Here is a 22,774-nt window from a genome sequence, read left to right on the forward strand (position 1 = left end):
GCGTCACCGAGAGAAACATGCGGGTCAGGGTCATTTCATGAGATTGCTGCACACGTCCGACTGGCACCTCGGCCGGGCGTTCCACCGGGTGAACATGCTCGGGGCGCAGGCCGGGTTCATCGGCCACCTCGTCGAGACCGTGCGCGCGCACGCCGTCGACGCCGTGGTCGTGTCGGGAGACGTGTACGACCGGGCGGTGCCGCCGCTCGCCGCCGTCGAGCTGTTCGACGACGCCCTGCACCGCCTCGCCGACCTCGGTGTGCCGACGGTCATGATCTCCGGCAACCACGACTCCGCCCGCCGTCTCGGCGTCGGTGCCGGGCTCATCGACCGGGCCGGCATCCACCTGCGCACCGACCCGGCGGGCTGCGGCACCCCGGTGGTGCTGACCGACGCCCACGGAGACGTCGCCTTCTACGGGCTGCCGTATCTCGAACCGGCGCTGGTCAAGGCCGAGTTCGGCGTGGAGCAGGCGGGGCACGAGGCCGTGCTCGCCGCCGCCATGGACCGGGTGCGCGCCGACCTCGCCACGCGCGCACCCGGCACCCGTTCCGTCGTCCTCGCGCACGCCTTCGTCACCGGCGGCGAGCAGAGCGACAGCGAGCGGGACATCACCGTCGGCGGGGTCGCCGCCGTGCCCTCCGGTGTCTTCGACGGCGTCGACTACGTGGCGCTCGGGCACCTGCACGGCTGCCAGACCCTCACCGAGCGCGTCCGCTACTCCGGCTCCCCGCTGCCGTACTCCTTCTCCGAGCACCGGCACCGCAAGAGCATGTGGCTCGTCGACCTGGACGCGACGGGATCGTTGACCGCCGAGCGGGTCGACTGCCCGGTGCCGCGTGCCCTGGCCCGGCTGCGCGGCACGCTGGCGGACCTGCTCGCCGACCCGGAGCTGACCCCGCACGAGGACGCGTGGGTCGAGGCGACCCTCACCGACCCGGTCCGGCCGGACGAGCCCATGGCCCGGCTCACCGAGCGGTTCCCGCACACCCTCAGCCTCGTCTTCGACCCGGAGCGCGCCCCCGAGGAGCCGGGTGTGTCCTACGCCCGGCGCCTCGCCGACCGCAGCGACCGGGAGATCGCGGAGGACTTCGTGGCGCACGTGCGCGGCGCCGGGCCCGACGTCCACGAACAGGGCGTGCTGCGGGACGCCTTCGACGCGGTGCGCGCGGACGACACCGTGCGGGAGGTGGCCCGGTGAGGCTGCACCGGCTCGACATCACCGCCTTCGGCCCCTTCGGCGCCTCCCACGGAGTCGACTTCGACGCCCTCTCGACCGCCGGCCTGTTCCTGCTGCACGGCCCCACCGGCGCCGGCAAGACCTCCGTCCTCGACGCCGTCTGCTACGCGCTGTACGGCTCGGTCCCGGGCGCCCGGCAGAGCGGCAGCGGCCAGGGCAGCACGCTGCGCAGCGACCACGCGGCGATCGGCACCCGGACCGAGGTGCGCCTCGAACTGACCGTCGCGGGCCGCCGGTTGGAGATCACCCGGCAGCCGCCGTGGGAACGGCCGAAGCTGCGCGGCAAGGGCACGACCGTCGACAAGGCCCAGACCTGGCTGCGCGAGTACGACGTCACGGCCGGCGCCTGGAAGGACCTCAGCCGCTCCCACCAGGAGATCGGCGAGGAGATCACGCAACTGCTCGGCATGAGCCGCGAGCAGTTCTGCCAGGTCGTGCTGCTGCCCCAGGGCGACTTCGCCCGCTTCCTGCGCGCCGACGCCGAGGCGCGCGGCAAGCTGCTCGGCCGGCTCTTCGACACCCGGCGCTTCGCCGAGGTCGAGAAGCACCTCGCCGAACGGCGCCGGACGACCGAGGCCCGGGTGCGCGAAGGGGACGCCGCGCTGCTGGCCGACGCGCACCGGATGCAGCAGGCCGCGGGCAGCGCCATGGAACTGCCCGAACTGGCGCCGGGCGAACCGGGCCTGGCCGAGGCGGTGCTGGAAGCCGCCGCCGTCGCCCGCGGCACCGCCCGGGAACTGCTGGCGGTCGCCGACGGCCGGCTCACGGCCACCGAGTCGGCCCAGGCCGCGGCGGAACGCGACCTGGCCGACACCCGCGAACTCGACCGGCTGCAACGCCGGTTCGCCGAGGCACGGGAGCGTGCCGCACGGCTGGCGGAGCGGGCCGACACCCATCACGCCGCGCAGCAGCGCATGGAGCGGGGCCGCAAGGCAGCGGCGGTGGCCCCCGCGCTGGAGCTGCGGGACGCCGCCGAGACGGAACACCGGGCGGCGGCGACCGCGGAAGCACGCGCGCGGGACCGGCTGCCGCAGGCCCTCGCCGACGCGGGTGCCGCGGGGCTCGCCACCGCCGCACGCCGGGCCGCCGAGGAACTGGGGGGCCTTGAGTCGGCCCGGCGCGCCGAACGACGCCTGACCGAACTGGTCGAGGAGCGGGCCGCCCTCGACCGCCAGGAACGCGCCGACGACGACGCCCGGCAGGAGGCGGAGACCTGGCTCGCCGACTGGGAGACCACCCGCACCGCACTCCAGGGCCGCGTCGACGCCGCGCAGGAGGCCGCGACCCGCGCCGAACAGCTCGCCGTGCAGCGGGATCCGGCACAGCGGCGGCTCGACGCCGCCCGGCAGCGGGACCGGCTCACCGACGACGTGGAAGAGGCGCGGCGCCAAGCGCTCGCCTCGGCCGAAGAAGCGGTCGAGACCCGCGGCCACTGGCTCGACCTCAAGGAACAGCGGCTGCACGGCATCGCCGCGGAACTCGCCGCGAACCTCACCGACGGCACGCCCTGCGCGGTGTGCGGAGCCACCGAACACCCCGCGCCCGCCCGCAAGAGCGCCGGTCACGTCGACCGCGACGCGGAGGAGCGCGCCCTGGCCACCCACCAGGCCGCCGACGAGCGGCGCGTACGGGCCGAACGGCACCTGGGCAGCGTACGGGAGGCACTCGCCGCCGCCACCGCGGAAGCCGGCGACGCGCCCACGGCCCGGCTGGCCGAAGAGGCCGGGGAACTCGAACGGGAGTACACGCGGGCGCGGGCGGTCGCCTCGGGACTGCACACCGCGCAGGAGGAGCTGCGGCGGGCCGAACACGAGCGCGAGGAGCGCGTCGCCGCCCGGCAGCAGGCCGCCGTCCGGTCCGCCTCCCGGGTCGCGGGACGCGAGCGGCTGGAGCGCGAACAGGCCGCCCTGGAGGAGGAGTTGGCGCGGGCGCGCGGCACCGCCGAGAGCGTCGAGGCGCGGGCGGTGCAGCTGGAGCGGCAGGCCGCACTGCTCACGGAGGCCGCCGACACTGCCCGCGTCGCCGCCGACACCGCCCAGCGGCTCAAGGACGCCGACGCCCGGCTCGCCGACGCCGCCTTCCGGGCCGGTTTCGACACCCCGGCGGACGCGGCAGCCGCCCTGCTCGACGACACCGCTCACCGCGAGCTGCAACGCCGCCTCGACGCCTGGCAGTCGGAGGACGCCGCCGTCCGTGCGGTCCTCGCCGAGGCCGACACGGCCGACGCCGCCCGGCGACCGCCGGCCGACCTCGCCGCGGCGGAACGGGCGGCGGCCGACGCGGGCCGGCGCCTGCGCGAGGCCTCCTCGGCCCGCGACGCCGCCGCCCGGTGCTGCGCCGAGCTGGACCGCCTGTCCGCGCAGGCCACCGCCGCCGTGCGCCGGCTCGCCCCGCTGCGCGAGGAACACACCCGGGTCGCCCGGCTGGCCGCCCTCGCCGCGGGCACCTCGGCGGAGAACGAACGCCGGATGCGCCTGGAGTCGTACGTCCTCGCGGCCCGCCTCGAACAGGTCGCCGCCGCGGCCTCCGCCCGGCTGCTGCGCATGTCCTCCGGCCGCTACACGCTCGTCCACTCCGACGACCGCACCGGGCGCGGTCGCAGCGGTCTCGGCCTGCACGTCGTCGACGCCTGGACCGGGCGCGAACGCGACACGGCCACGCTGTCCGGAGGCGAGACGTTCTTCGCGTCGCTCGCCCTCGCGCTCGGGCTCGCCGACGTCGTCACCGACGAGGCGGGGGGCGTCCGCCTCGACACCCTCTTCATCGACGAGGGATTCGGCAGCCTCGACGACCAGACCCTCGACGAGGTCCTGGACGTCCTCGACGCCCTGCGTGAGCGGGACCGCAGCGTCGGCATCGTCAGCCACGTCGCCGACCTGCGGCGCCGCATCCACGCCCAACTCGAGGTCGTGAAGGGGCGGTCCGGGTCGGCCCTGCGGCAGCGGGGCGCCGGCTGAGCGTCCTCGTCCCGTCGGCCGCGCCGGGGTCAGCGGCCCAGGGGGCGGCGGGGGAGCGGTGAGGAGTAGACGACGCTGGTAGTGACCGAGCCGAGGGCGCTGATCCGGCCGGACACCTCCTCCAGGTGCCGCATCGAGCGGGCCGCGACCTTGACGACGAAGCAGTCGTCGCCCGTGACGTGGTGTGCCTCCAGGATCTCCGGCATGACCGCGACCAGGTCGTGGAACGGCTTGTAGTTGGCTACCGGGTAGCGCAGCCGCACGAACGCCAGGATCGGCAGCCCCAGCCGTTCGGGGTCGACGACCGCCGTGTACCCCTGGATGATCCCGGCCTCCTCCAACCGCCGTACGCGCTCCGTCACCGCGCTCGCGGACATCGAGACGGCGCGGGCCAGCTCGGCGAAGCTGGCCCGCCCGTCCCGCTGGAGGGCGTCCAGGATGAGCCAGTCGGTACTGTCCGGGGAATACTCGGTCATCCGGGATGGATAGCAGGGAATCCCCGGTGACACAAGGAGTGGGCCGGGGAATCGCCCTTCAGGCGGGGTGAGGTGAACCGTAGATTCCTGAACTGCGGATTCGTGAGTGACAGATTCCTGAACGACGCGTTCCTGAACGGCACATTCACGACGCACGTCCCTGACCGGCAGATCCACCGAGGAGAGCCCGGACCATGAGCACTGGCACCACCACCCACGCCGTCCCGCACGCCAACCCCGTCCTGCGCGTCGCGCCCGCACCCTCCGCCGAGGCCGCCGCGTACTTCCGGGCGAGCCTCGCCTTCCACACCGACGTATCCGACGTGGCCGCCGCACTCACGGCCGACGGCGACCCGGGATTCGTGCTCGTCGACTGCCGGTCCACCGAGTCCTGGGACCAGGGGCACGTCCCCGGCGCCGTCCACCTGCCCACCGCGCTCGTCGCCGAACGGGCCGGTCAACTCCTCGACCCGGCCGTGCCGGTCGTCACCTACTGCTGGGGCCCCGCCTGCAACGGCGCGACGCGTGCCGCCCTGGCCCTCGCCGAACTCGGTTACCCGGTCAAGGAGATGCTCGGGGGCTTCGAGTACTGGGTGCGCGAGGGCTTCGAGTTCGAGTCGTGGCAGGGCGTCGAGCACCGCGCCGCCGACCCCCTGACCGCTCCGGTGGACGCGGCCGACTGCGGTTGCTGAGCGGCGTGTAGGTTCTGCCGCATGGTGCGATACGCGGAGCCGGGCCGGGTGGAGTGGGTCGAGTCGGGCGGAGGGCCGCTGATCGCGGTCCCGGAGACGGTCCTGCCGTTCTGGACCGGCGCCGACGGCGAGGAGACGGACTCCGACTACGACCGGGCCTGCGAGGTCGACGGCTACGTCGGGCTGCTTCCCGTCGGCGACTCCACCGCCCTGGTGCTCGGCGACGAACCCGCCGCCACCGCGTACCTGCCCGACCACGGCACCTTCGTGCGCTGGTGTGCCGCCGACTCCGAGGACGAGGTGCTGGCCGGTGTCCCCGCCGCCCTGGCCGCGGCCGAGTGGGAGCCCGAGGTGTCCTGGCGGGTGCCCGGGCCCGTGCTCCTGTTCGACGCCGCCTGGCCCGGCGCCGCATCGGACCGCGCCGGCCGGGCGCGGGTCGCGCTGGAGTCCGGCCGGTACGCGGTGCGCGCGGCGGAGGTGCGCCCCGGGCCGGAGACCTGGCTGAGCCTCGTACACCTGCGGCGGCTCGCCGACCGGTAGCCGGGACGACCGTGATACGGGGTCGACTGCGGGACTCGTCGGCGCCGGCTGGGGCGAGCGAGTCGTCCGTGGGGCTCGTCGAGCGGTGGCAGGAGAAAACTCTGAAGTGCGGGCCACTCGCGTGGGCTCGCTGGGTGCCGCCGGGGGCGACGTCGGCGTGCGGGCCGTCTGCGGCGGCTCGGCGGCCGGCGGGGACTGGGCCGGGAACGATATTGAGGTGCGGGGAGGTCGCGGCCCGTTCATCATGGGTGCCCATGCCACGACTTCCCCAGCCCACCCCCGAAGACCTGCGCCGCGACCCGTTGCCGCTGCGCGGCCGCACCGCCCTCGTCACCGGAGCCAGTCGGCGCAGCGGCATCGGTCATGCCGTGGCCCGGCGGCTCGCCGCGTACGGAGCGAGCGTCTACCTCCACCACCACGTCCCGCACGACGCCGCCATGCCCTGGGGCGCCGACCGCCCCGAGGACGTGGCCGCCTCCGTGCGGGCGGCGCTCGGCGACCCCGAGGCCGTCGTGCACGCGGGTCCCGGTGACCTCACCCGGTCCGAGGCCCCCGGCGAACTCGTCGACGCCGCCGCCGAAGCGCTCGGCGGACGGCTGGACATCCTCGTCGCCAACCACGCGCTCAGCGGCTCCGACGGCACCCTCGACACCATCGACGCCGCCATGCTCGACGCGCACTGGCAGGTCGACACCCGCTCGGTGCTGCTGCTGATCCAGGCCTACGCCCGACGCCGCGCCGCCCTGCCGCCGCGCACCCCCGGCGGACGCGTCGTGATGATGACCTCCGGCCAGGACATCGCGGGCGGCATGCCCGGCGAGATCGCCTACGCGCTGCAGAAGGGCGCGCTGGCGTCGGTCACGCGCTCCCTGTCCACCGCCCTCGCCGAGCACGCCGTCACCGTGAACACGGTCAACCCCGGCCCCGTGGACACCGATTACCTCACCGGCGAGGACTACGACGCGATCGCCGCGCTCTTCCCCGCCGGCCGGTGGGGCATGCCCGACGACCCGGCCCGCCTCATCGCGTGGCTGGCCACGGACGAGGCGGAGTGGGTCACCGGTCAGGTCGTCGACTCGGAGGGCGGCTTCCGGCGCTGAGCGTCGGCCCCAACGGGCTTCACAGCCGCGACAGTTCGTCCACCAGGTCGTCCAGGCCCAGCGAACCCTGCGAAAGGGCCGCCATGTGCCACGCCTTCAGGTCGAAGGAGTCGCCGTGCCGCTCCTGGGCCTTCTCCCGGCCGAGGAGCCACGCCCGCTCGCCGAGCTTGTAGCCGATCGCCTGGCCCGGGATCGTCAGGTACCGGGTCAGCTCGCTCTCCACGAAGTCCGCCGGGCGGCTGCTGTGCGCGCCGAAGAACTCCTGCGCCAGCTTCGGCGTCCAGCGCTCACCCGGGTGGAAGGGGGAGTCCGCCGGGATCTCCAGCTCCAGGTGCATGCCGATGTCCACGATGACGCGGGCGGCCCGCATCATCTGCGCGTCCAGGTACCCGAGGCGCTGCTCGGCGTCCGTGAGGTAGCCCAGCTCGTCCATCAGCCGCTCCGCGTACAGCGCCCAGCCCTCGGCGTTGGCGCTGACCATGCCGACCGATGCCTGGTAGCGGGAGAGGTCGTCCGCGACGTGCGTCCACTGCGCCAGCTGGAGGTGGTGGCCCGGGACGCCCTCGTGGTACCAGGTCGAGACCAGGTCGTACACGGGGAAGCGGGTCTGGCCCATCGTCGGCAGCCAGGTGCGGCCGGGGCGGGAGAAGTCCTCCGACGGGGACGTGTAGTACGGCGCCGCCGCGCTGCCGGGCGGGGCGATGCGCGACTCCACCCGCCGCACCCGCTCGGCGAGTTCGAAGTGGGTGCCGTCCAACTGCTCGATGGCCTGGTCCATCAGGCCCTGCAACCAGTCCCGGACCTCGTCGACGCCCTCGATGTGCCTGCCGTGCTCGTCCAGGTGCGCCAGCGCCACCCACGGGGTCTCGGCGCCCGGCAGGATCTTCTCGGCCTCCGCCTTCATCTCGGCCAGCAGGCGGTGGTACTCGGCCCAGCCGTACGCGTACGCCTCGTCCAGGTCGAGGTCCGTGCCGTTGTAGTAGCGCGACCAGCGGGCGTAGCGCTCGCGGCCCACCGTGTTCGGGGCGCCCTCGATCGCCGGGGCGTACACGTCGCGCATCCAGTCCCGCAGCTCGACCACGGCCGCGGTCGCGGCCCGCGCGGCCTCGTCCAGCTCCGGGCGCAGTGCCTCGGGGCCGTCGGCGGCGAAGTCCTCGAACCAGCCACGCCCCTCACCCGTGTCCGCCCACTCGCCGAGCTGCTCGACGAACGTGGCGGTCGGACGCGGCGCCGCGTACAACTCGCGCTCCAGGCCCAGCGACAGGGACTCGCGGTAGCCCGCGAACGCCGCCGGCACCGCCCGCAGCCGCTCCGCGACGCGGGCCCAGTCCTCGTCGGTCCCGGTCGGGGTGAGGGTGAAGACCTCGCGCACGGAATGGGCGGCGGTACCCATGTTTCCGACCGAGCGCAGGCCCTCGTCGGCCTCGTGCACCGCGAGTTCGGCCGTCAGACGCTCGCGCAGCAGCCGCGCGCAGCGCCGCTCCACGTCGCTGTCGCCGCCGGGCCGGCGCTCCGCCTCGTCCAGCCGGGCCAGGGTGGTGCGGGCCAACTCCGCGAGGGCCTCCTGCCCGGCGGGCGAGAAGTCGGGCAGACGGCTGGAACTCTCCGCGACACCGAGATAGGTACCGGTGACCGGGTCGAGGGCGATGAGCTCGTCGACATAGGTGTCGGCGACCTCGCGGGGCAGCGGGCTGTTCGTCTCTGACATGCGGACATCCTCATACGGATACCGGTGCCGCGTCAGCCCTGCGGGGCGGCCCCGACGCCCCGGGCGGCCGGATTTCGCTCAGGGCGTGGCCCCGGGAGCCGACGGGGCCGACGGCAGGAGGGGGCCGCACTCCCACTGCTGGAAGATCAACCGGGTCTCGACCCGGGCCACCTCCCGCTGGGACGTGAACTCGTCCAGGACCAGCCGTTGCAGATCCGTCATGTCCGCGACCGCGACATGCACGAGGTAGTCGTCCGGGCCGGTGAGGTGGAAGACGGTGCGCGACTCGGGCAGGGCCCGGATCCGGTCCACGAACGGGCCGACCAGCTCCCGCCGGTGCGGGCGCACCTGCACCAGCAGCAGTGCCTGGAGGCCGCGCCCCAGCTTCGCCGGGTCCAGCTCGAGCCGATGGCCGAGGATCACCCCGGCCCGCCGCAGCCGGGCCACCCGGTCCAGACACGTCGACGGGGCGACACCGACCTGGGCGGCGAGATCGCGGTAGGTGGTCCGGGCGTCGTTCTGCAACAGCCGCAGCAGATGGAGATCGACCGGATCCAGTACGACGGATTCGCCCATGTCCCGAACGTAACACGGTGTCGCGCCCCACTGACCCGGTCGGTGTTCACTCTTCGGCCATGGACTCAGCGCGCACGCACACGTCACCATCCGACGACGTACGCATCACCGCACCCACCGGGCGGGCACTGGCCACCGAGGCCGTGCACGCCGGCCGCGACGATCTCGCCGGCCAGGGACTGCACGCCCCGCCCATCGACCTGTCCACGACCTACCCGTCGTACGACAGCCGCGGCGAGGCCGCCCGCATCGACGCGTTCGCCACGACCGGTGCCGAGCCGGACGGACCGCCGGTCTACGGCCGGCTGGGCAACCCGACCGTCGCCCGCTTCGAGACGGCGCTGGCCCGGCTGGAGGGGACCGAGGCCGCCGTCGCCTTCGCCAGCGGCATGGCCGCGCTGAGCGCGGTCCTGCTGGTCCGCGGCTCGATGGGGCTGCGGCACGTCGTCGCCGTACGGCCCCTGTACGGCTGCAGCGACCACCTGCTGACCGCCGGACTGCTCGGAACCGAGGTCACCTGGACCGACCCGGCGGGCGTCGCGGACGCGCTGCGTCCCGACACGGGTCTGGTGCTCGTCGAGTCGCCGGCCAACCCGACCCTGGCCGAGGTCGATCTGCGGGCCGTCGCCCACGCCTGCGGATCGGTGCCGCTGCTCGTGGACAACACCTTCGCCACACCCGTGCTCCAGCGTCCCGCCGAGCACGGCGCCCGGCTGGTGCTGCACAGTGCCACCAAGTACCTCGGTGGGCACGGGGACGTGCTGGCCGGAGTGGTCGCCTGCGACGAGGAGTTCGCGGGGCGGCTGCGGCAGGTCCGCTTCGCCACCGGCGGCGTGCTGCACCCGCTGGCCGGCTACCTGCTGCTGCGGGGACTGTCCACCCTGCCCGTCCGGGTGCGCGCCGCCTCCGCGAGCGCCGCCGAGCTGGCCGGACGGCTGGCCGCCGATCCGCGGGTGGCCCGCGTCCACTATCCGCGCATCGGCGGCGCGATGGTCTCCTTCGAGGTCCACGGCGACCCGCACGCGGTCATCGGAGGCGTCCGCCTGATCACCCCGGCCGTGAGCCTCGGCAGCGTCGACACGCTCATCCAGCACCCGGCGTCCATCAGCCACCGCATCGTGGACGCGGACGACCGCCGGGACGCCGGGGTCGGCGACCGGCTGCTGCGGATGTCGGTCGGCCTCGAGGACGTCGACGACCTGTGGGCCGACCTAGACCGGGCGCTGGGAGAGCGGCCGTCCGGCGCGATTCCGCTGCGGGAGGCGCTGTCACGGGCCGAGTGACCGCGCCCGCCGGCACTCACTCGCGGCCGACCGGGTCCCCCTGCGGCAGGTGTGCCGCGGCTCGGGCGGACGGGTCCAGACGGGCCGTGACGACCAGGGTCCCCTCCTCGATCTGGTAGTCGAGGGGGAGGCCCAGGCCGCGCATCGCGGCGACCATGCCGGTGTTGGACGCCTGCGTCACCGCGTACACGCTCTCGCAGCCCGTCTCCGCCGCCATCGCGACGAGCCGGCCCAGGAGTTCGCCACCGATGCCGCGGCGCTGCCAGGCGTCCTCGACGAGCAGCGCCACCTCCGTCTCGTCCCCGTCCCACAGCAGGTGACCGAGTCCGACGATCCGCCCCGAGGCGGTCTGCGCGGCGAGGGTGCGACCGAAGCGCGGGCTCAGCAGGTGGCCGAGATACCGGTCGGCGTCCCCGACCGGGCCGTGATACCGCAGCCCGAGGGTCCGTGCCGAGCAGCGCTCGTGCATCGCCTTGGCGGCCGGGACGTCACGCGTGTCGGCCCGGCGGACCGTGATGTCGCTGCCCTCGGCGAGCGTCAGCACGTCCCGGCCGCGCGGGATCCGCGGACCGAGCCGGGCGTCCAGCTCGACCAGCGCCCGCGCCCGGGCGAACTCGGCCGGGGTGAAGGGCAGATGGGGGCGCTCCACGCTGATCACCCCGCCCTCCGGGGCGCGCAGGCGCAGCACGGTGTCCTCCAGCGCACCCTCCGGAGGTACGGCCTCGACGGCCTCCGCCCCGGCCGTGGCGGGCAGGGACCGGATGGTGCACCTGCCCAGCAACTGCCTGAGCGCCAGCGGCAGCTCGGCCGCGTCCAGGGCCGTGCGGGTGGCCAGGCCCAGCACCCGGGTCGGCGCGTCCACCAGGTCGTGGGCGTCCGCACGCTCCGTCCAGGTCCGCGCACCGCCCGCCGCCGTCACCACGCCGGCCAGCTCCGTCCCGCTCAGCTCACCCGGGGCACGGAGCAGGAACTCGTCCACCGTGCCCTCGGCCAGCGGGTGCGTCTGCAGACTCAGGATGTCGATCCGCCGCTCGGCGAGGGCCGCGCACAGCTCGGCCAGCGATCCCGGCTCGTCCCGCACCGTCGTCCGCATCCGCCACAACGCGCTCCCGCCGCCCTCACGTTCGGTCCGCCCGAGCCCGGCCGGCCGCTCGTCGGTCGGTGGCCGGGCGCCGGTATCGTCCGCGGGCGGCGCGTGCCCGTGGCGTCGTGACCACCGGGAACGCAGGCCCGCCGTGACCATCAGGGCCGCCACCGAGGCCAGCACCATGGCGGGCACCGCCGTGCCGTGCCCGGCGAGGTGTGCCACGGCATCCGTCACATCAGACATGTCTCGACTCATGCACCCACTGTGAGGGAACGGTGTTGCGTGATCGCGAACGCTCTGTGACCGATGGGTAAAGAAGGCTTCTGGGGCGTTTTCCACCCTTTCGGGCAGGTGGGATCAGGCCGCCGCGGGCGCCGTGGCCAGCGCCTCCCGCAGGCGCCGCGCCTGCGTCACCAGCCGTGACGTGCCACGCCGGCCCGCCACCCCCGACAGGTGGGGCAGTTCCCCCTGTGCGCCCGTCCGTTCCGCACACTCGGCCGCCACGGCCAGCAGCTCACCGAGCCCACGGGCCGAGGGCGTCGTCGCGCCGCCGGTGACGAGGTCGGCGAGCAGCACGGGCAGCACCTGCCGCAGAACAGCCCACACCGTGGCCTGCGCGCCCGTCGCCGCGGCGGTGCGCACCGCGTCGGCGAGCCGCACCGGCTTCACCGCACCGCGCCGCACCAGCTGCCCGAGGTCCGCGCCCAGCCGGTCCGGCTCCAGCCGACCGCGCGCCGCGAGCATCAGCAGCGCGTCCACGGCGGCGAGCCGGTCCTCGGCGTGCCGCGCACCCAGCCCGTACGCCACGCACAGGTGCACGGATTCGCCCGCCTCGCCGTCCGCGTCGGCGAGGTGGGGCAGTACCGCCGCGGCGGCGCCCCGCTGGTCGTCCACGGCCACCTGGGACACGTCCCGCAGCAGCCGGGCGGCCACCAGCTCCGGCCGTTCGGGCAGCAGGGCGAGCCAGTGCTGCCGTATCGCGTCGCTCCAGTGGCTGCAATACCACCGGTCCACGGAGGGGCTCGCCGGGCGGCCCAACAGCCGGAGGGCGGCGGGGAACTCCTCGGCCCCCAGTTCGGGCACCTCGCCGAGTTCCACCAGGATGCGGGCGTCCGCCGTCCGCCGGGTCGTGACAGGGGCGGTCCGCTCGCCGGTCAGCAGGCGGGCGAGCCGCTCACCTTCCCCGGTCCCGAGCGCCGCCGCGCGTTCGGCCGCCGCCACCGCCGCCGTCCGGTCGCCCCGGCACACCCGCAGCAGTGCCTGGCCGAAGTCGACCGCGGCGACCCGGACGCCCGCGCGCCGGTAGGCGTCCAGACGGTCCACCAGTTCGCCCGGTTCGAGCAGACCCGTGCCCCAGGTGGGGGTGGCCAGCAGGAACGGCAGGGGATCGGTGCGCAGCCGGTGCGCCACCTCCCACACACGGGCCTCGAAGGGGCGGGCGAGCGAGTTGTGCACGCAGCCGGAATTCGGGACCCCGTCCCGGACCACCCGGTGCAAGGTGTCCGTGCGCACCTTCCCGTACAGGGTCGCGAGGAGGAGGTCGAGGGCGCGCGCAGCGTCGAAGAGTTCGTGACGGCGAGCGAAGAAGTCGTCCGACGGGTGGCCGGGCCGCTGTTCCCGCTCGGCCCACCAGCGACGGGCGACGACCGGTTCGAGGGCGTCCAGCAGGGCCTCCCGGTCCCGGTGCGCGTGCCGGACCAGCCCGTCCAGGGCACGCTCGAAGCCGGACACGTCACCGCCCGAGGCCAGCAGCGCGCTGACCTCCTCGGCGACCTCGACCGCCGTGGCGGGAGCGGGAGCCAGCCGCACCCGCTCCGGGACGGCGGGCAGCACCTCCTCGTGAGCCACGGGCCGGGCGTCCGCCGGGGCCGCGCCCAGGCTGCGCACCGCCCGCGAACGCAGGGCGGGCACCAACTGCTCCGCCGCTTGCGCCAGTTCCTCCCGGACCTCCGGGGCGGTGACCTTGCCGAGATGCCGTTCGATCAGCTTCAGGGCCCGGTCCTGGACATCGGAGTCCTCGTGCCCGAACGCCTGGGCGGCGGCCGGCAGCAGCACCGTCGCCGTGGCGCCGTCCCGGACCAGTACCTTGCCCAGCAGCACGAGCTGCGCCCGCACGAGCTTCTTCTCCGTGCGGAACAGCACCGCCTCGGTCACCTCCGCCAACTGCCGCGGCGGCAGCTCTCCGGCCAGGGCCAGGGCGCCCAGCACCGACTGGGCGTGAGAGGCAACCGCCGGCTGGGCGTCCGAGGCGAGCGCCGTCCAGTCGGCCGTCCGCTGCCGCTCCTCGTCGAGGGTGAGCGAGAGGGCCTGCAACAGACGGAGGAACACCCGCAGTTCGGTCGGCGCGCCACCGCGCAGCAGTCGGGCCACGCACGCGTCGACCATCGTCCGCCGGTCGAGCGCGCCCTCGGCGGTCAGCTCGGCCAGCGCGCTGGTCCAGCCGTCCGGTCCGTCGCCGGACAGCCACCCCAACCGGGCGCCGACGCCTTCGGTGCGGAAGAGGGCGGCGACCATCTCCGCCAGGTGCGGGTCCCGGCGCAGGCGGTCGCGGAGCGTGCCACCGCGTTGCCAGCCGCCACCGATGTGGAGCAACCAGCCCTGGACATACGCCTCCGTCGTCGGCACCGGACAGCCGGACAACCGCACGAGGCCGGCCATCAGCTCGTACGACACGTTGGACGTGGCCGGACGTTGGGCGAGCCGGGCCACCACGTCGGCCAGCCACCCGGCATCCCGGTCGCCCAGTACGTGCAGCAGAACCGCCGGTGACGCCTGCGACCAGCGCAGGTCGACGGCCGCGAGCCAGTTCGCCACGGCCGCCGCACCGGTCTGGCAGGCCGCCCCGGCGGCATGCAGGGCCGGGTGGGCCCGGCGGGACTCCGCGGACCAGCGCTCCGTCCGCAGCTCCTGGCGGAGGGCCTTCAACTCGGGGAAACAAGCGCGCCGCTCGGTGTCGGTCATGCCGTCGAGCAGCGACACGACCTCGGCCGTCCGCCCCGCTCGCACCGCCTCCACCAGCAGCCCCGCCGTGTCCGTGCTCGTAGCTGTAGTCGCTGTCGCTGTCGCAGCCGTACCCGCAGCCGTCACCGTCGCCGTCATCGCGCACCCCCGTCGATCCGAACCGTCCCCTGCGCCTCGCCGGCTCCCCGCCGTACCATCCGCACCGCCAGCGCGTGCTTGCACGGACCGCGCCCGCCCCGGTACTTGGCCCACCACAGGCAGCTGCACGAGAGCACCCCCGCCTTCTCGCGCACCCGGTGCACATGACCGTCGTCGGCCGTGACCGTCGCGATCGGGCCGTCCAGAGCGACCGCGCCCGCCGCCACCAGGGCGCGGGCCGAACGCAGCCGGGGATTGTGGCGCTCCACGCGCTCCGCGTCGTACGGCAGCTCCCGGTGGAAGTAGGCCGCCTCCGCCGTGTCGTACCCGACGCGCCCGGACGTGCCCAGGCGGACCAGCGCCGCGCGCACCCGCTCCGCGGTCAGTCCCGAGGCGGCGGCCAGGTCGGCGATGTCGATCCGCGGCTCCCAGGCGAGGAGCACCGAGACCAGTTCCGCGTCCGCCGCGGCCTCGTCGGTGGCGAGCGCGTCCAGGACCCCGCCCTCTCCGGAGAACCCGCGCGCGGCGTCGGGGGAAAGGGTGAGGGTGAGGCGCATGCCCGGCATGAGCACCTCCCAGGCGGAGGCCGTGGCGGCGGCGCCCGAGGCGATCGTGGGCCCGTAGACCCGCAGCGCCGTGGCATGGCGCAGCACGCGGCGCAGGGCGGCCAATCGCTCCGGACCGGGCAGACACACCGCGCCGGGCACCGCTCGCGTCGTCGGCCGCAGCGAACGCCCGGAGGGCACCACCCACCGGGGCCCGGCCGCCCCGCTCCTGCCGCCGCGGGGCAGCGCCCGCAGGAAACGCACCGCCTCGGCCGCGTCCAGTTCGGCCCGCAGGTCGAAGCCGGCCGCTATGACCTGGGCCTCGGCGAATCCGCGCAGCCACCGGTCGGGCAGCGGCACCTTCTTCTCCACGACCGGGCCGTCCAGCGTGGTCACCGCCATCTCCTCGGGGCCCACCCGCAGGTGCAGCGGATCGTCGGCACCCATCCGGGACAGGGCCTCGCGCAACGGGTCGTTGACGTCGACGTTCGTCGTGCCGTGCCCGACCTCGCCGCCGTCGAGGCCCGCCTCCAGCACGTCCAGACGGGCGTAGACCCCGCCGCAGCCGGAGAAGGACTCGAAACGGAGCCGGTCGCCGCTGCCCGTCACCACCGGGTCGAGCGAGGCGCGCAGCTGCGGCTGGTAGTACCGTGCGGCGGCCACGTCGGCCACCGCGAGCAGGCCCGCGGACGCCTTCTGGGGGGATGTCAGGAACCCCGCGAAGAACCGCGGATGGTCCACGGCACCGGCGGGCGTCGCACCCTGGGAGGTCTCCAGTCCCAGGCGCTGTCCGCCCGCCGCGGACTCCAGTACGGAGGGTCGTCGATAGGCCACGGCCTGCAAAGATCGCGTCATGGAAAAACCGTAGAGGCGCCCACTGACAATCGCTCCGACCTGCGGAAACAGCCGCCAGGGCCGGGAAGTTGCGGCGCGCCTCGCACGAGGACGCGGGGCCGCGCACCGGGGGATGACGCCGGTGCGCGGCCCACCGACAGGCTACGGGACTACTGGCCGACCCGGCCCGGCCGCAGCACCTTCGTGAACAGCACCGTGCCGTCCTGCTCGCGCAGCCGCACCGTCATCTCGGCGCTGTCGCCGTCGATGTCGACCTCGCCGAAGAACTGGTAGCCGCCCGCGGGCGAGACGTTCGAGGCGGTCGGCGCCTTCACGAAGACCCGTTCGGGACCGAAGGTGCCGTCCAGCGCGCTGGCCGGGAACGCGCCCGCGTTGAGCGGCCCGGACACGAACTCCCAGAACGGCTCGAAGTCGTCGAACGCGGCCCGCGAGGGCTGGTAGTGCTGGGCCGAGGTGTGGTGCACGTCCGCCGTCAGCCACACCGTGCCGGTGATCCGGCGATGCTTGACGAAGCGCAGCAGCTCGGCGATCTGCAGCTCGCGCCCCAGCGGTGCGCCGGGGTCGCCCTGCGCGACCGCCTCGATGTTGGGCGCACCCTCGGTCGCGTCCGGCACGACCAGCCCGATGGGCATGTCCGCCGCGATCACCTTCCACACCGCCCGCGACCGGGCCAGCTCCCGCTTGAGCCACTCCAACTGCTCGCGCCCCAGGATGCCCTGCGGGTCCACGGTCTGGCCGCCGGGGGAGTTGGCGTTGCGATACGTCCGCATGTCCAGCACGAACACGTCGAGCAGCGGCCCCTGGCGCAGCACCCGGTGCACCCGCCCCTCACGCGCGCCGGGGCGCAGGGTGGAGATCGGGAAGTACTCGCCGAACGCGCGCCGAGCACGGGCGGCCAGGACGTCGACGCTCTTCTCGGTGTACCGGTCGTCCGTGTCCGCGATCACCTGGCCCGGGTACCAGTTGTTGCGGACCTCGTGGTCGTCCCACTGGACGATCGACGGAACCCTGGCGTTGAAGCGCCGCAGGTTCTCGTCGAGCAGGTTGTAGCGGAAGTTGCCCCGGAACTCGGCGAGCGTCTCGGCGACCTTGGACTTCTCCTCGGTCGTGATGTTCCGCCAGGTGCCGCCGCCGGGCAGGGCGGCCGTCTCCGGGATGGGTCCGTCGGCGTAGATGTTGTCCCCGCTGCACAGGAAGAAGTCGGGGTCCAGGGCGCCCATGGCGTCGTAGATGCGGTAGCCGCCGAGGTCGGGGTTGATGCCCCAGCCCTGGCCCGCGAGGTCGCCGGACCACACGAACCGCACGCCGTCGCGCCGGCGGACCGGCACGGTGCGGAAGGTGCCGGTGACCGGCTCGCCGGTGCGGCGCGGATCGTCCGGGTCGGCGAGGAGCACCCGGTAGTGGATCTGCTCGCCCGGCGGCAGCCCGCGCAGCCGCGTGGTGCCGGTGAAGTCGGTGTCGCCTCCCAGCAGCGGGCCGTGCCAGCGGTGCGGGCGGCGGAACGACTCGGTCGCGGACGTCTCGACGATCATCCGGGCCGGCCGGTCGGACCGCACCCACACCAGACCGGAGTGGGAGGTCACGTCTCCCGGCTGCACGCCCCAGCCCGCCCCCGGCCGTCCCGAACGGGCGAAGGCCGGCGCCGCCCCGAGGGCGGTGGGCAGGGTCAAGGCCGCCGACGCGGCGAGCGAACCGCGCAGCACGCTGCGACGGCCGGGCAACGGACGTGGTGACATGGAGGTGCCTCCAGGGGACGGGATCCGGCCCGCTGCCGGGGTGCGTTCGGGCCATGGTGCAGAGCCAGACCTACTGGCACGGCGCGGCGCCCACGGAAATTCCGGGTGAACAACCGGCCCGGACCCCGACCCGGACCCGGCCCCGGACCTGGACCCCGACCCGGGCCCCGGACCCGGACCCGGCCCCGGACCTGGACCCCGACCCGGACCCGGACCTGGACCCGGACCTGGACCCCGACCCGGGCCCCGGACCTGGACCCCGACCTGGACCCGGACCCGGACCCGGACCCCGACCCGGACCCCGACCCGGACCTGGACCCGGGCCCGGGCCCAGACGTGGACCCCGACCGGACCCGGACCCCGACCTGGACCCCGACCCGGCCCCGGACCCGGGCCCCGGCCCAGACGTGGACCCCGACCGGACCCGGACCCCGACCTGGACCCCGACCCGGCCCCGGACCCGGGCCCCGGCCCAGACGTGGACCCCGACCCAGACCTGGACCCGGACCTGGACCTGGACCCGGACCCCGACCCGGACGAGCGAGTGACCCGCGGCCCTCCGGCCGTGCATCCGCGCGAGGCAGGCGCGCCACGTCACACGGCCCGCGCCATCCTCGCCACCCCCGCCCGGATCCGTCCCGGCGACAGATGGGCGTACCCCAGGACCAGCCGCACCTCCTGCGCCCGTGCTCCGGCCGACCCGCCGTGCCCGTAGGCCGCCAGCGAGCGCACCGCGACGCCCGCCTCCCTCACGCGCGCGAGGAAGCTCTCCTCGGGACCGTGCCGCCCGGGAAGCGTGGCGATGGCGTGCAGCCCGGCGGCGATGCCGGTAACGCGGGCGCCGGGGAAGTGCTGCGCCAGCGCCGTGACCAGGGCGTCACGGCGCTCTCGGTAGGCGCGCTGACAGGCGCGGAGCTGGCGGTCGTAGTCGCCGCGCTCGACGAAGCGGGCGAAGAGCGCCTGGTCGAGGGCCGGGTGCCCCAGGTCGGTGGTGCGCTTGCGCTCGACGACGTCGTCCGCCAGCCAGTCCGGCACCAGCAGCCAGCCCAGCCGCAGCCCCGGGGCGAGGGACTTGCTCACCGAGCCCGTATAGGCGACGCGTTCCGGATCGAGCCCCTGGAGCGCGCCCACGGGGGCACGGTCGTAGCGGAAGTCGCCGTCGTAGTCGTCCTCCAGGACGAGACCGTCCACGGACCGTGCCCAGCCGAGCAGTTCGGCGCGTCGCCGCGCCGAGTAGGCGATCCCGGTGGGGAACTGGTGGGCCGGCGTCGTCACCACGAGCCGGACGCCCGACGCGTACAGCGGGTCCGTGGCGAGGCCCTCGTCGTCCAGGGGGAGGGCCACCGTGTCGAGGCCCGCCGCGGCGTACAGGGCGTGGTGCTGAGGGCTGCCGGGGTCCTCGACACCGGCGGTGCGCGTCCCGCGCGCGTGGAGCACGCCCGCCAGCAGCGAGGTGGCCTGTGCCACGCCGGAGACCACCATGATCCGCTCCGGGTCGGCCACCACGCCCCGGCGCCGCGCGAGCAGCTCGGCCAGCGCGGTCCGCAGCCGGGGCAGCCCGCGCGGGTCGGGGTAGCCGAGGCTCTCGTGCGGCAGCTCCGTCAGCACGCCCCGTTGCGCGGCGGCCCACGCCGAGCGCGGGAACAGCGACAGATCCGGTGTCCCCGGCACGAAGTCGACGCGATCGGCGGGGGAGCGCGGGGCGAGGTCACGCGCGCGCGGACGCGCGGCCCGTACGGCGTCCCCCACCCACGTCCCCGCGCCCCGCCCGCTGCGCAGATAGCCCTCGGCGGTCAGCTGCTCGTATGCCTCCGTCACCAGCCCCCGCGACACCTTGAGGTCGGCCGCCAGGTTCCGGCTGGACGGCAGGCGGGTGCCCGGCGGGAGCCGGCCCGAGCGGACCGCGTCGCGCAGGGCCTCCTGCAAGGCGCGGCCACGCGCGCGTGCCGGTGCCGAGGCGGCGGGCAGCAGCAACTCCCAGGCCGCGCTGCCTGCGGCGGAGCCAGGAGGGCCGCCCGGACCGGTCGACGGCGTCATGAAAGAAGTCCCCCCGAACATCACGTCCGCACCACGTCTTCTCAATCGCCTCCACTTTACGAGGGGTTGGACCCGCTGGTGCGTAAACAGGAGTGACAGACCACAGCGAGGGGGCAGGCCGAGGTCGCGCCCCGGAATCGTACGCGCAATCCAGGAGCGCTCGTGGACGCCAAGAACCGTTTCGAGACGAAGACCACCTTCGCTCTCACCCGACTCGAATGGCTGGGCTTTCTCACCGTATCGGTCGTGCTCGCATTCCAGCACCTCGCGGAAATCCGCTGGGCCGTCTTCGTGCTGCTGTTCGCGGTGATCGACGTCGTCGGATACCTGCCCGGCGCGATCGCCTTCCGGCGCAGCCCGGACGGACACGTTCCGCGCGCCTGCTACGTGGCCTACAACACCATGCACAGCCTGGTCACAGCGGGTGTCCTGGCCGGGGCGTGGGCGCTGTTCGTCCGGCCGGAATGGGCCCTGCTGGCCCTCCCGATCCACCTCATGGGCGACCGCGCCCTCTTCGGGAACTCCCTCAAACCCTTCGGTGTCGCCTTCGAGCCGGAAACCACCCCGGAGTTCCGCAGGTTCGAGCAGCGATACCAATCGGCGGCGGATTCCGGCGAAAGCGCCGCCGTGCGGACTTCCGTGGAGGACGCCGATGCCCTCCGTGCTTGACACACTCGCCGCGCACAGCGACAACCCCAGTTCGTTTCTCGCCCTCAACAGCGGGAACGCGTACTTCCACGACAGCGGGTTCGACGGCGCCTGCGCCTATCGCACCTCGGGCCGCTACGTACTGCAATTCGGCGGCCCGTTCACCGCGCCGGAGCACCGTGCGCGCCTGCTGGACGCGTTCGCCGCCCACGCCGGCCGCCGTCTGGTCGCCGTGCAACTGCAGCGGGCGGACGCCGAGCTGTACGCGGCGCACGGCTTCACGGTCAACCAGCTCGGGGCGTCGTACGCGGTCGACCTGAGCCGTTTCACGCTGCGCGGCTCACGGTTCGTCCGGCTGCGGAACAAGATCTCGCGCGCCCGGCGGGCGGGCCTGGAGGTCGCCGAGGTCATGGCCGGCGACGACTGCTCCGAACTGGACCGGATCGACCAGTGCTGGCTGCGGGACAAGGGCCGGCACGTCAAGGAGCTGCGCTTCCTGGTCGGCCAGCGCAACGGGAGCCTGCAGCGGCACCGCCGGCTGTTCGTCGGCCGGATCGACGGCGAGACGGCCGGCTACATCAACTACTCGCCGGTCTACGGCAGCCGATCCGGCTGGCTGCACGACCTCAGCCGGCGCCGTCCCGACGCTCCGCCCGGCGTGATGGAGGCGCTCAACGCCACCGTCATGGAACGGCTCACCGCCGAAGGAGCGGGCTGGCTGCACTTCGGCTTCACCCCGTTCACCGGGCTCGACCCGGAGCACGAACTGCCCGGTGCCAGCCGAATGTTCGCCCGGCTGGCCCGTCTCCTGGCCGAGCACGGCGACGTGATCTACCCGGCGGCCTCCCAGCTCGAGTACAAGCAGAAGTGGGCCCCGCACGTGGTCCTGCCGGAGTACATCGCCTTCCGCGGCCGGCCCCGCCCCGGCGCGGTCTGGCAGTTGCTGCGCGCCACCAACGCCCTCTGAGGCACCGCGTCCACGGCCGCGCGAGTGCCGCGCCGATTCCGTCTTCATCCCACCCTGGAGGACCGCACGCCCATGAGATTCCTAGAGCGTGAACGCGCCACCCTCGCGAAGCTGCTGCCCGAACTGGACCCCGCCCTGCGCGAGGCCCCGCTGATGGAACTGGAACGGCCGGGCAGCCCGGGCATCCGGCACTTCCGGGACAGCGGCGGTCCAGGACTGCTCGTCCCCGAGTCCCACCAGGGCCGGGGCGCCACCGCGCTCGACGCCCTGCGCGTCCAGCGGGCCATCGGCAGCCGCTCGCCGTCCCTGGCCGTGGCCACGACCATGCACCACTTCTCCATGGCCACCCTGGTCGGGATCGGTGGCCTCGGCGACGGCTTGGAGTGGATGCTGATCGAGGGCGTGGCCTCGTCCAACCGCGTGATCGCCTCCGGCTTCGCCGAGGGCCGCAGCGGCGCGGGCATCCTCGACCCGTCGATGACCGCCACGGTGACCGCGGACGGCGTCCGGATCAACGGCGTCAAACGGCCGTGCAGCCTGGCCCACTCCATGGACGTGCTCACCGCCAGCGTGACGATCCCGCGCGAGGACGGGCAGGGCGACGAACTCGCCGTGGCCCTCGTGCCCGCGGAGAGCGAGGGGATGAGTGTCAGCGGCTTCTGGTCCAGCGCCTTCCTCGCCGGCGCAGAGAGCGAACAGGTCACGCTCACCGACGTCCTCGTCCCACCGGAACTCCTGCTGCGCACCGGGACGACCTCCGGTGAACAGCTCGACGAACTTCAGACGGCCGGGCTGATCTGGTTCGAGACACTGATGACGGGCAGCTACCTCGGCGCCGCGAGCGCGCTGGTGGAGCGGGTGCTGCTGAACGACCGCATCCCCGAGCACGAGCGCGTACGCCTCTTCGTCGAGACCGAGGCCGCCATGGCCACCGCCGAGTGCGTCGCCCGGCGCATCGACGCCGGTGACCTCGACGAGTCGGCGCTCGCACAGGCGTTGTACGCGCGCTACGGCGTCCAGGACGCCATCGCCCGAGTCGTCCCGCGCGCGGTCGAACTCCTCGGCGGCCTCAACTTCATGACGTCCGACGAGGTGGGCCACCTGGCCGCCTGCGCCAACGGCCTCTCCCTGCACCCGCCGTCGCGCTCCCGGATGACCGCCCAGCTCTCCGCGTACCTGGCGGACGGGCCACTCGCCATCGCCTGACCGCGCCCCACCGTCCATCGGT

Annotated in this window: 17 protein-coding genes; 9 read left to right on the top strand and 8 right to left on the bottom strand. The window is 74.4% G+C overall.

The genetic code is table 11. From position 1 onward, the window contains the following. Positions 1–37: 37 nt before the first annotated feature. Both D1J63_RS31300 and D1J63_RS31305 read left to right on the top strand, forming a co-directional pair. Entirely contained in the window at positions 38–1,201 is a 1,164-nt protein-coding gene (locus tag D1J63_RS31300) for an exonuclease SbcCD subunit D (RefSeq protein WP_125633470.1), read from the top strand. Continuing rightward, positions 1,198–4,197, top strand: a complete 3,000-nt coding sequence (locus tag D1J63_RS31305) for an SMC family ATPase (RefSeq protein ID WP_125633472.1) — start codon at positions 1,198–1,200, stop codon at positions 4,195–4,197. The genes D1J63_RS31300 and D1J63_RS31305 overlap by 4 nt, the downstream gene beginning before the upstream one ends. 29 nt (positions 4,198–4,226) lie before the next feature. On the opposite strand, the gene D1J63_RS31310 is transcribed toward D1J63_RS31305, so the two are convergent. Next, the gene (locus D1J63_RS31310; RefSeq protein WP_125633474.1) at positions 4,227–4,673 is read right to left on the bottom strand and encodes an Lrp/AsnC family transcriptional regulator; all 447 of its coding nucleotides are present in this window, start codon (positions 4,671–4,673) and stop codon (positions 4,227–4,229) included. A 194-nt stretch (positions 4,674–4,867) separates the two neighbouring features. Here D1J63_RS31310 and D1J63_RS31315 point away from each other — a divergent pair, with 194 nt between their 5' ends. From D1J63_RS31315 to D1J63_RS31325, 3 genes are all read left to right on the top strand, one after another. Next, on the top strand, positions 4,868–5,365 hold the full coding sequence (locus tag D1J63_RS31315) for a rhodanese-like domain-containing protein (protein ID WP_125633476.1): 498 nt from the start codon (positions 4,868–4,870) through the stop codon (positions 5,363–5,365). 21 nt (positions 5,366–5,386) lie between these two features. Further along, the gene (locus tag D1J63_RS31320) at positions 5,387–5,905 is read left to right on the top strand and encodes an immunity 21 family protein (protein ID WP_125633478.1); all 519 of its coding nucleotides are present in this window, start codon (positions 5,387–5,389) and stop codon (positions 5,903–5,905) included. Between the two features lie 254 nt (positions 5,906–6,159). Next, positions 6,160–7,005: an SDR family oxidoreductase gene (locus D1J63_RS31325; protein ID WP_125633480.1), complete on the top strand. Its 846-nt coding sequence runs from the start codon at positions 6,160–6,162 to the stop codon at positions 7,003–7,005. A 19-nt stretch (positions 7,006–7,024) separates the two neighbouring features. On the opposite strand, the gene D1J63_RS31330 is transcribed toward D1J63_RS31325, so the two are convergent. Further along, a complete protein-coding gene (locus D1J63_RS31330) occupies positions 7,025–8,713 on the bottom strand; it encodes a DUF885 domain-containing protein (RefSeq protein ID WP_125633482.1) in 1,689 nt (562 codons plus the stop codon). A gap of 78 nt (positions 8,714–8,791) precedes the next feature. Next, a complete protein-coding gene (locus D1J63_RS31335) occupies positions 8,792–9,289 on the bottom strand; it encodes an Lrp/AsnC family transcriptional regulator (RefSeq protein WP_102931155.1) in 498 nt (165 codons plus the stop codon). Between the two features lie 59 nt (positions 9,290–9,348). On the opposite strand from D1J63_RS31335, the gene D1J63_RS31340 reads away from it, so the two are divergent. Then, a complete protein-coding gene (locus D1J63_RS31340) occupies positions 9,349–10,572 on the top strand; it encodes a PLP-dependent transferase (RefSeq protein WP_125633484.1) in 1,224 nt (407 codons plus the stop codon). A 16-nt stretch (positions 10,573–10,588) separates the two neighbouring features. Here D1J63_RS31340 and D1J63_RS31345 read toward each other — a convergent pair whose 3' ends face one another. From D1J63_RS31345 to D1J63_RS31365, 5 genes are all read right to left on the bottom strand, one after another. Continuing rightward, a complete protein-coding gene (locus D1J63_RS31345) occupies positions 10,589–11,902 on the bottom strand; it encodes a GNAT family N-acetyltransferase (protein ID WP_125633486.1) in 1,314 nt (437 codons plus the stop codon). Positions 11,903–12,016: 114 nt separating this feature from the next. After that, positions 12,017–14,674 carry a DUF6493 family protein gene (locus tag D1J63_RS31350; protein ID WP_277601473.1) on the bottom strand — a complete coding sequence of 886 codons (2,658 nt, stop codon included), beginning with the start codon at positions 14,672–14,674 and terminating at the stop codon, positions 12,017–12,019. An 80-nt stretch (positions 14,675–14,754) separates the two neighbouring features. Further along, a complete protein-coding gene (locus D1J63_RS31355) occupies positions 14,755–16,158 on the bottom strand; it encodes an SWIM zinc finger family protein (RefSeq protein WP_125633488.1) in 1,404 nt (467 codons plus the stop codon). 149 nt (positions 16,159–16,307) lie between these two features. Next, entirely contained in the window at positions 16,308–17,894 is a 1,587-nt protein-coding gene (locus tag D1J63_RS31360; protein WP_125633490.1) for an alkaline phosphatase D family protein, read from the bottom strand. A 594-nt stretch (positions 17,895–18,488) separates the two neighbouring features. After that, positions 18,489–19,931 carry a PLP-dependent aminotransferase family protein gene (locus tag D1J63_RS31365; RefSeq protein WP_125633492.1) on the bottom strand — a complete coding sequence of 481 codons (1,443 nt, stop codon included), beginning with the start codon at positions 19,929–19,931 and terminating at the stop codon, positions 18,489–18,491. A 162-nt stretch (positions 19,932–20,093) separates the two neighbouring features. On the opposite strand from D1J63_RS31365, the gene D1J63_RS31370 reads away from it, so the two are divergent. The 3 genes from D1J63_RS31370 (at position 20,094) to D1J63_RS31380 (ending at position 22,752) form a co-directional block, all read left to right on the top strand. Then, positions 20,094–20,600, top strand: coding sequence for a hypothetical protein (locus tag D1J63_RS31370; protein ID WP_125633494.1), 507 nt, complete (start codon positions 20,094–20,096; stop codon positions 20,598–20,600). Continuing rightward, positions 20,584–21,546 (top strand): DUF2156 domain-containing protein, encoded by a 963-nt coding sequence (locus D1J63_RS31375; protein WP_102931689.1) that lies wholly within the window; start codon positions 20,584–20,586, stop codon positions 21,544–21,546. Before D1J63_RS31370 ends, D1J63_RS31375 begins: the two co-directional genes overlap by 17 nt. Positions 21,547–21,618: 72 nt before the next feature. Then, the gene (locus D1J63_RS31380; RefSeq protein ID WP_125633496.1) at positions 21,619–22,752 is read left to right on the top strand and encodes an acyl-CoA dehydrogenase family protein; all 1,134 of its coding nucleotides are present in this window, start codon (positions 21,619–21,621) and stop codon (positions 22,750–22,752) included. The last annotated feature ends 22 nt before the right edge of the window (positions 22,753–22,774 follow it).

Origin of the sequence: Streptomyces sp. KPB2 (assembly GCF_003950055.1) — a bacterium.
In the GTDB taxonomy this organism is placed as follows: domain Bacteria; phylum Actinomycetota; class Actinomycetes; order Streptomycetales; family Streptomycetaceae; genus Streptomyces; species Streptomyces salinarius.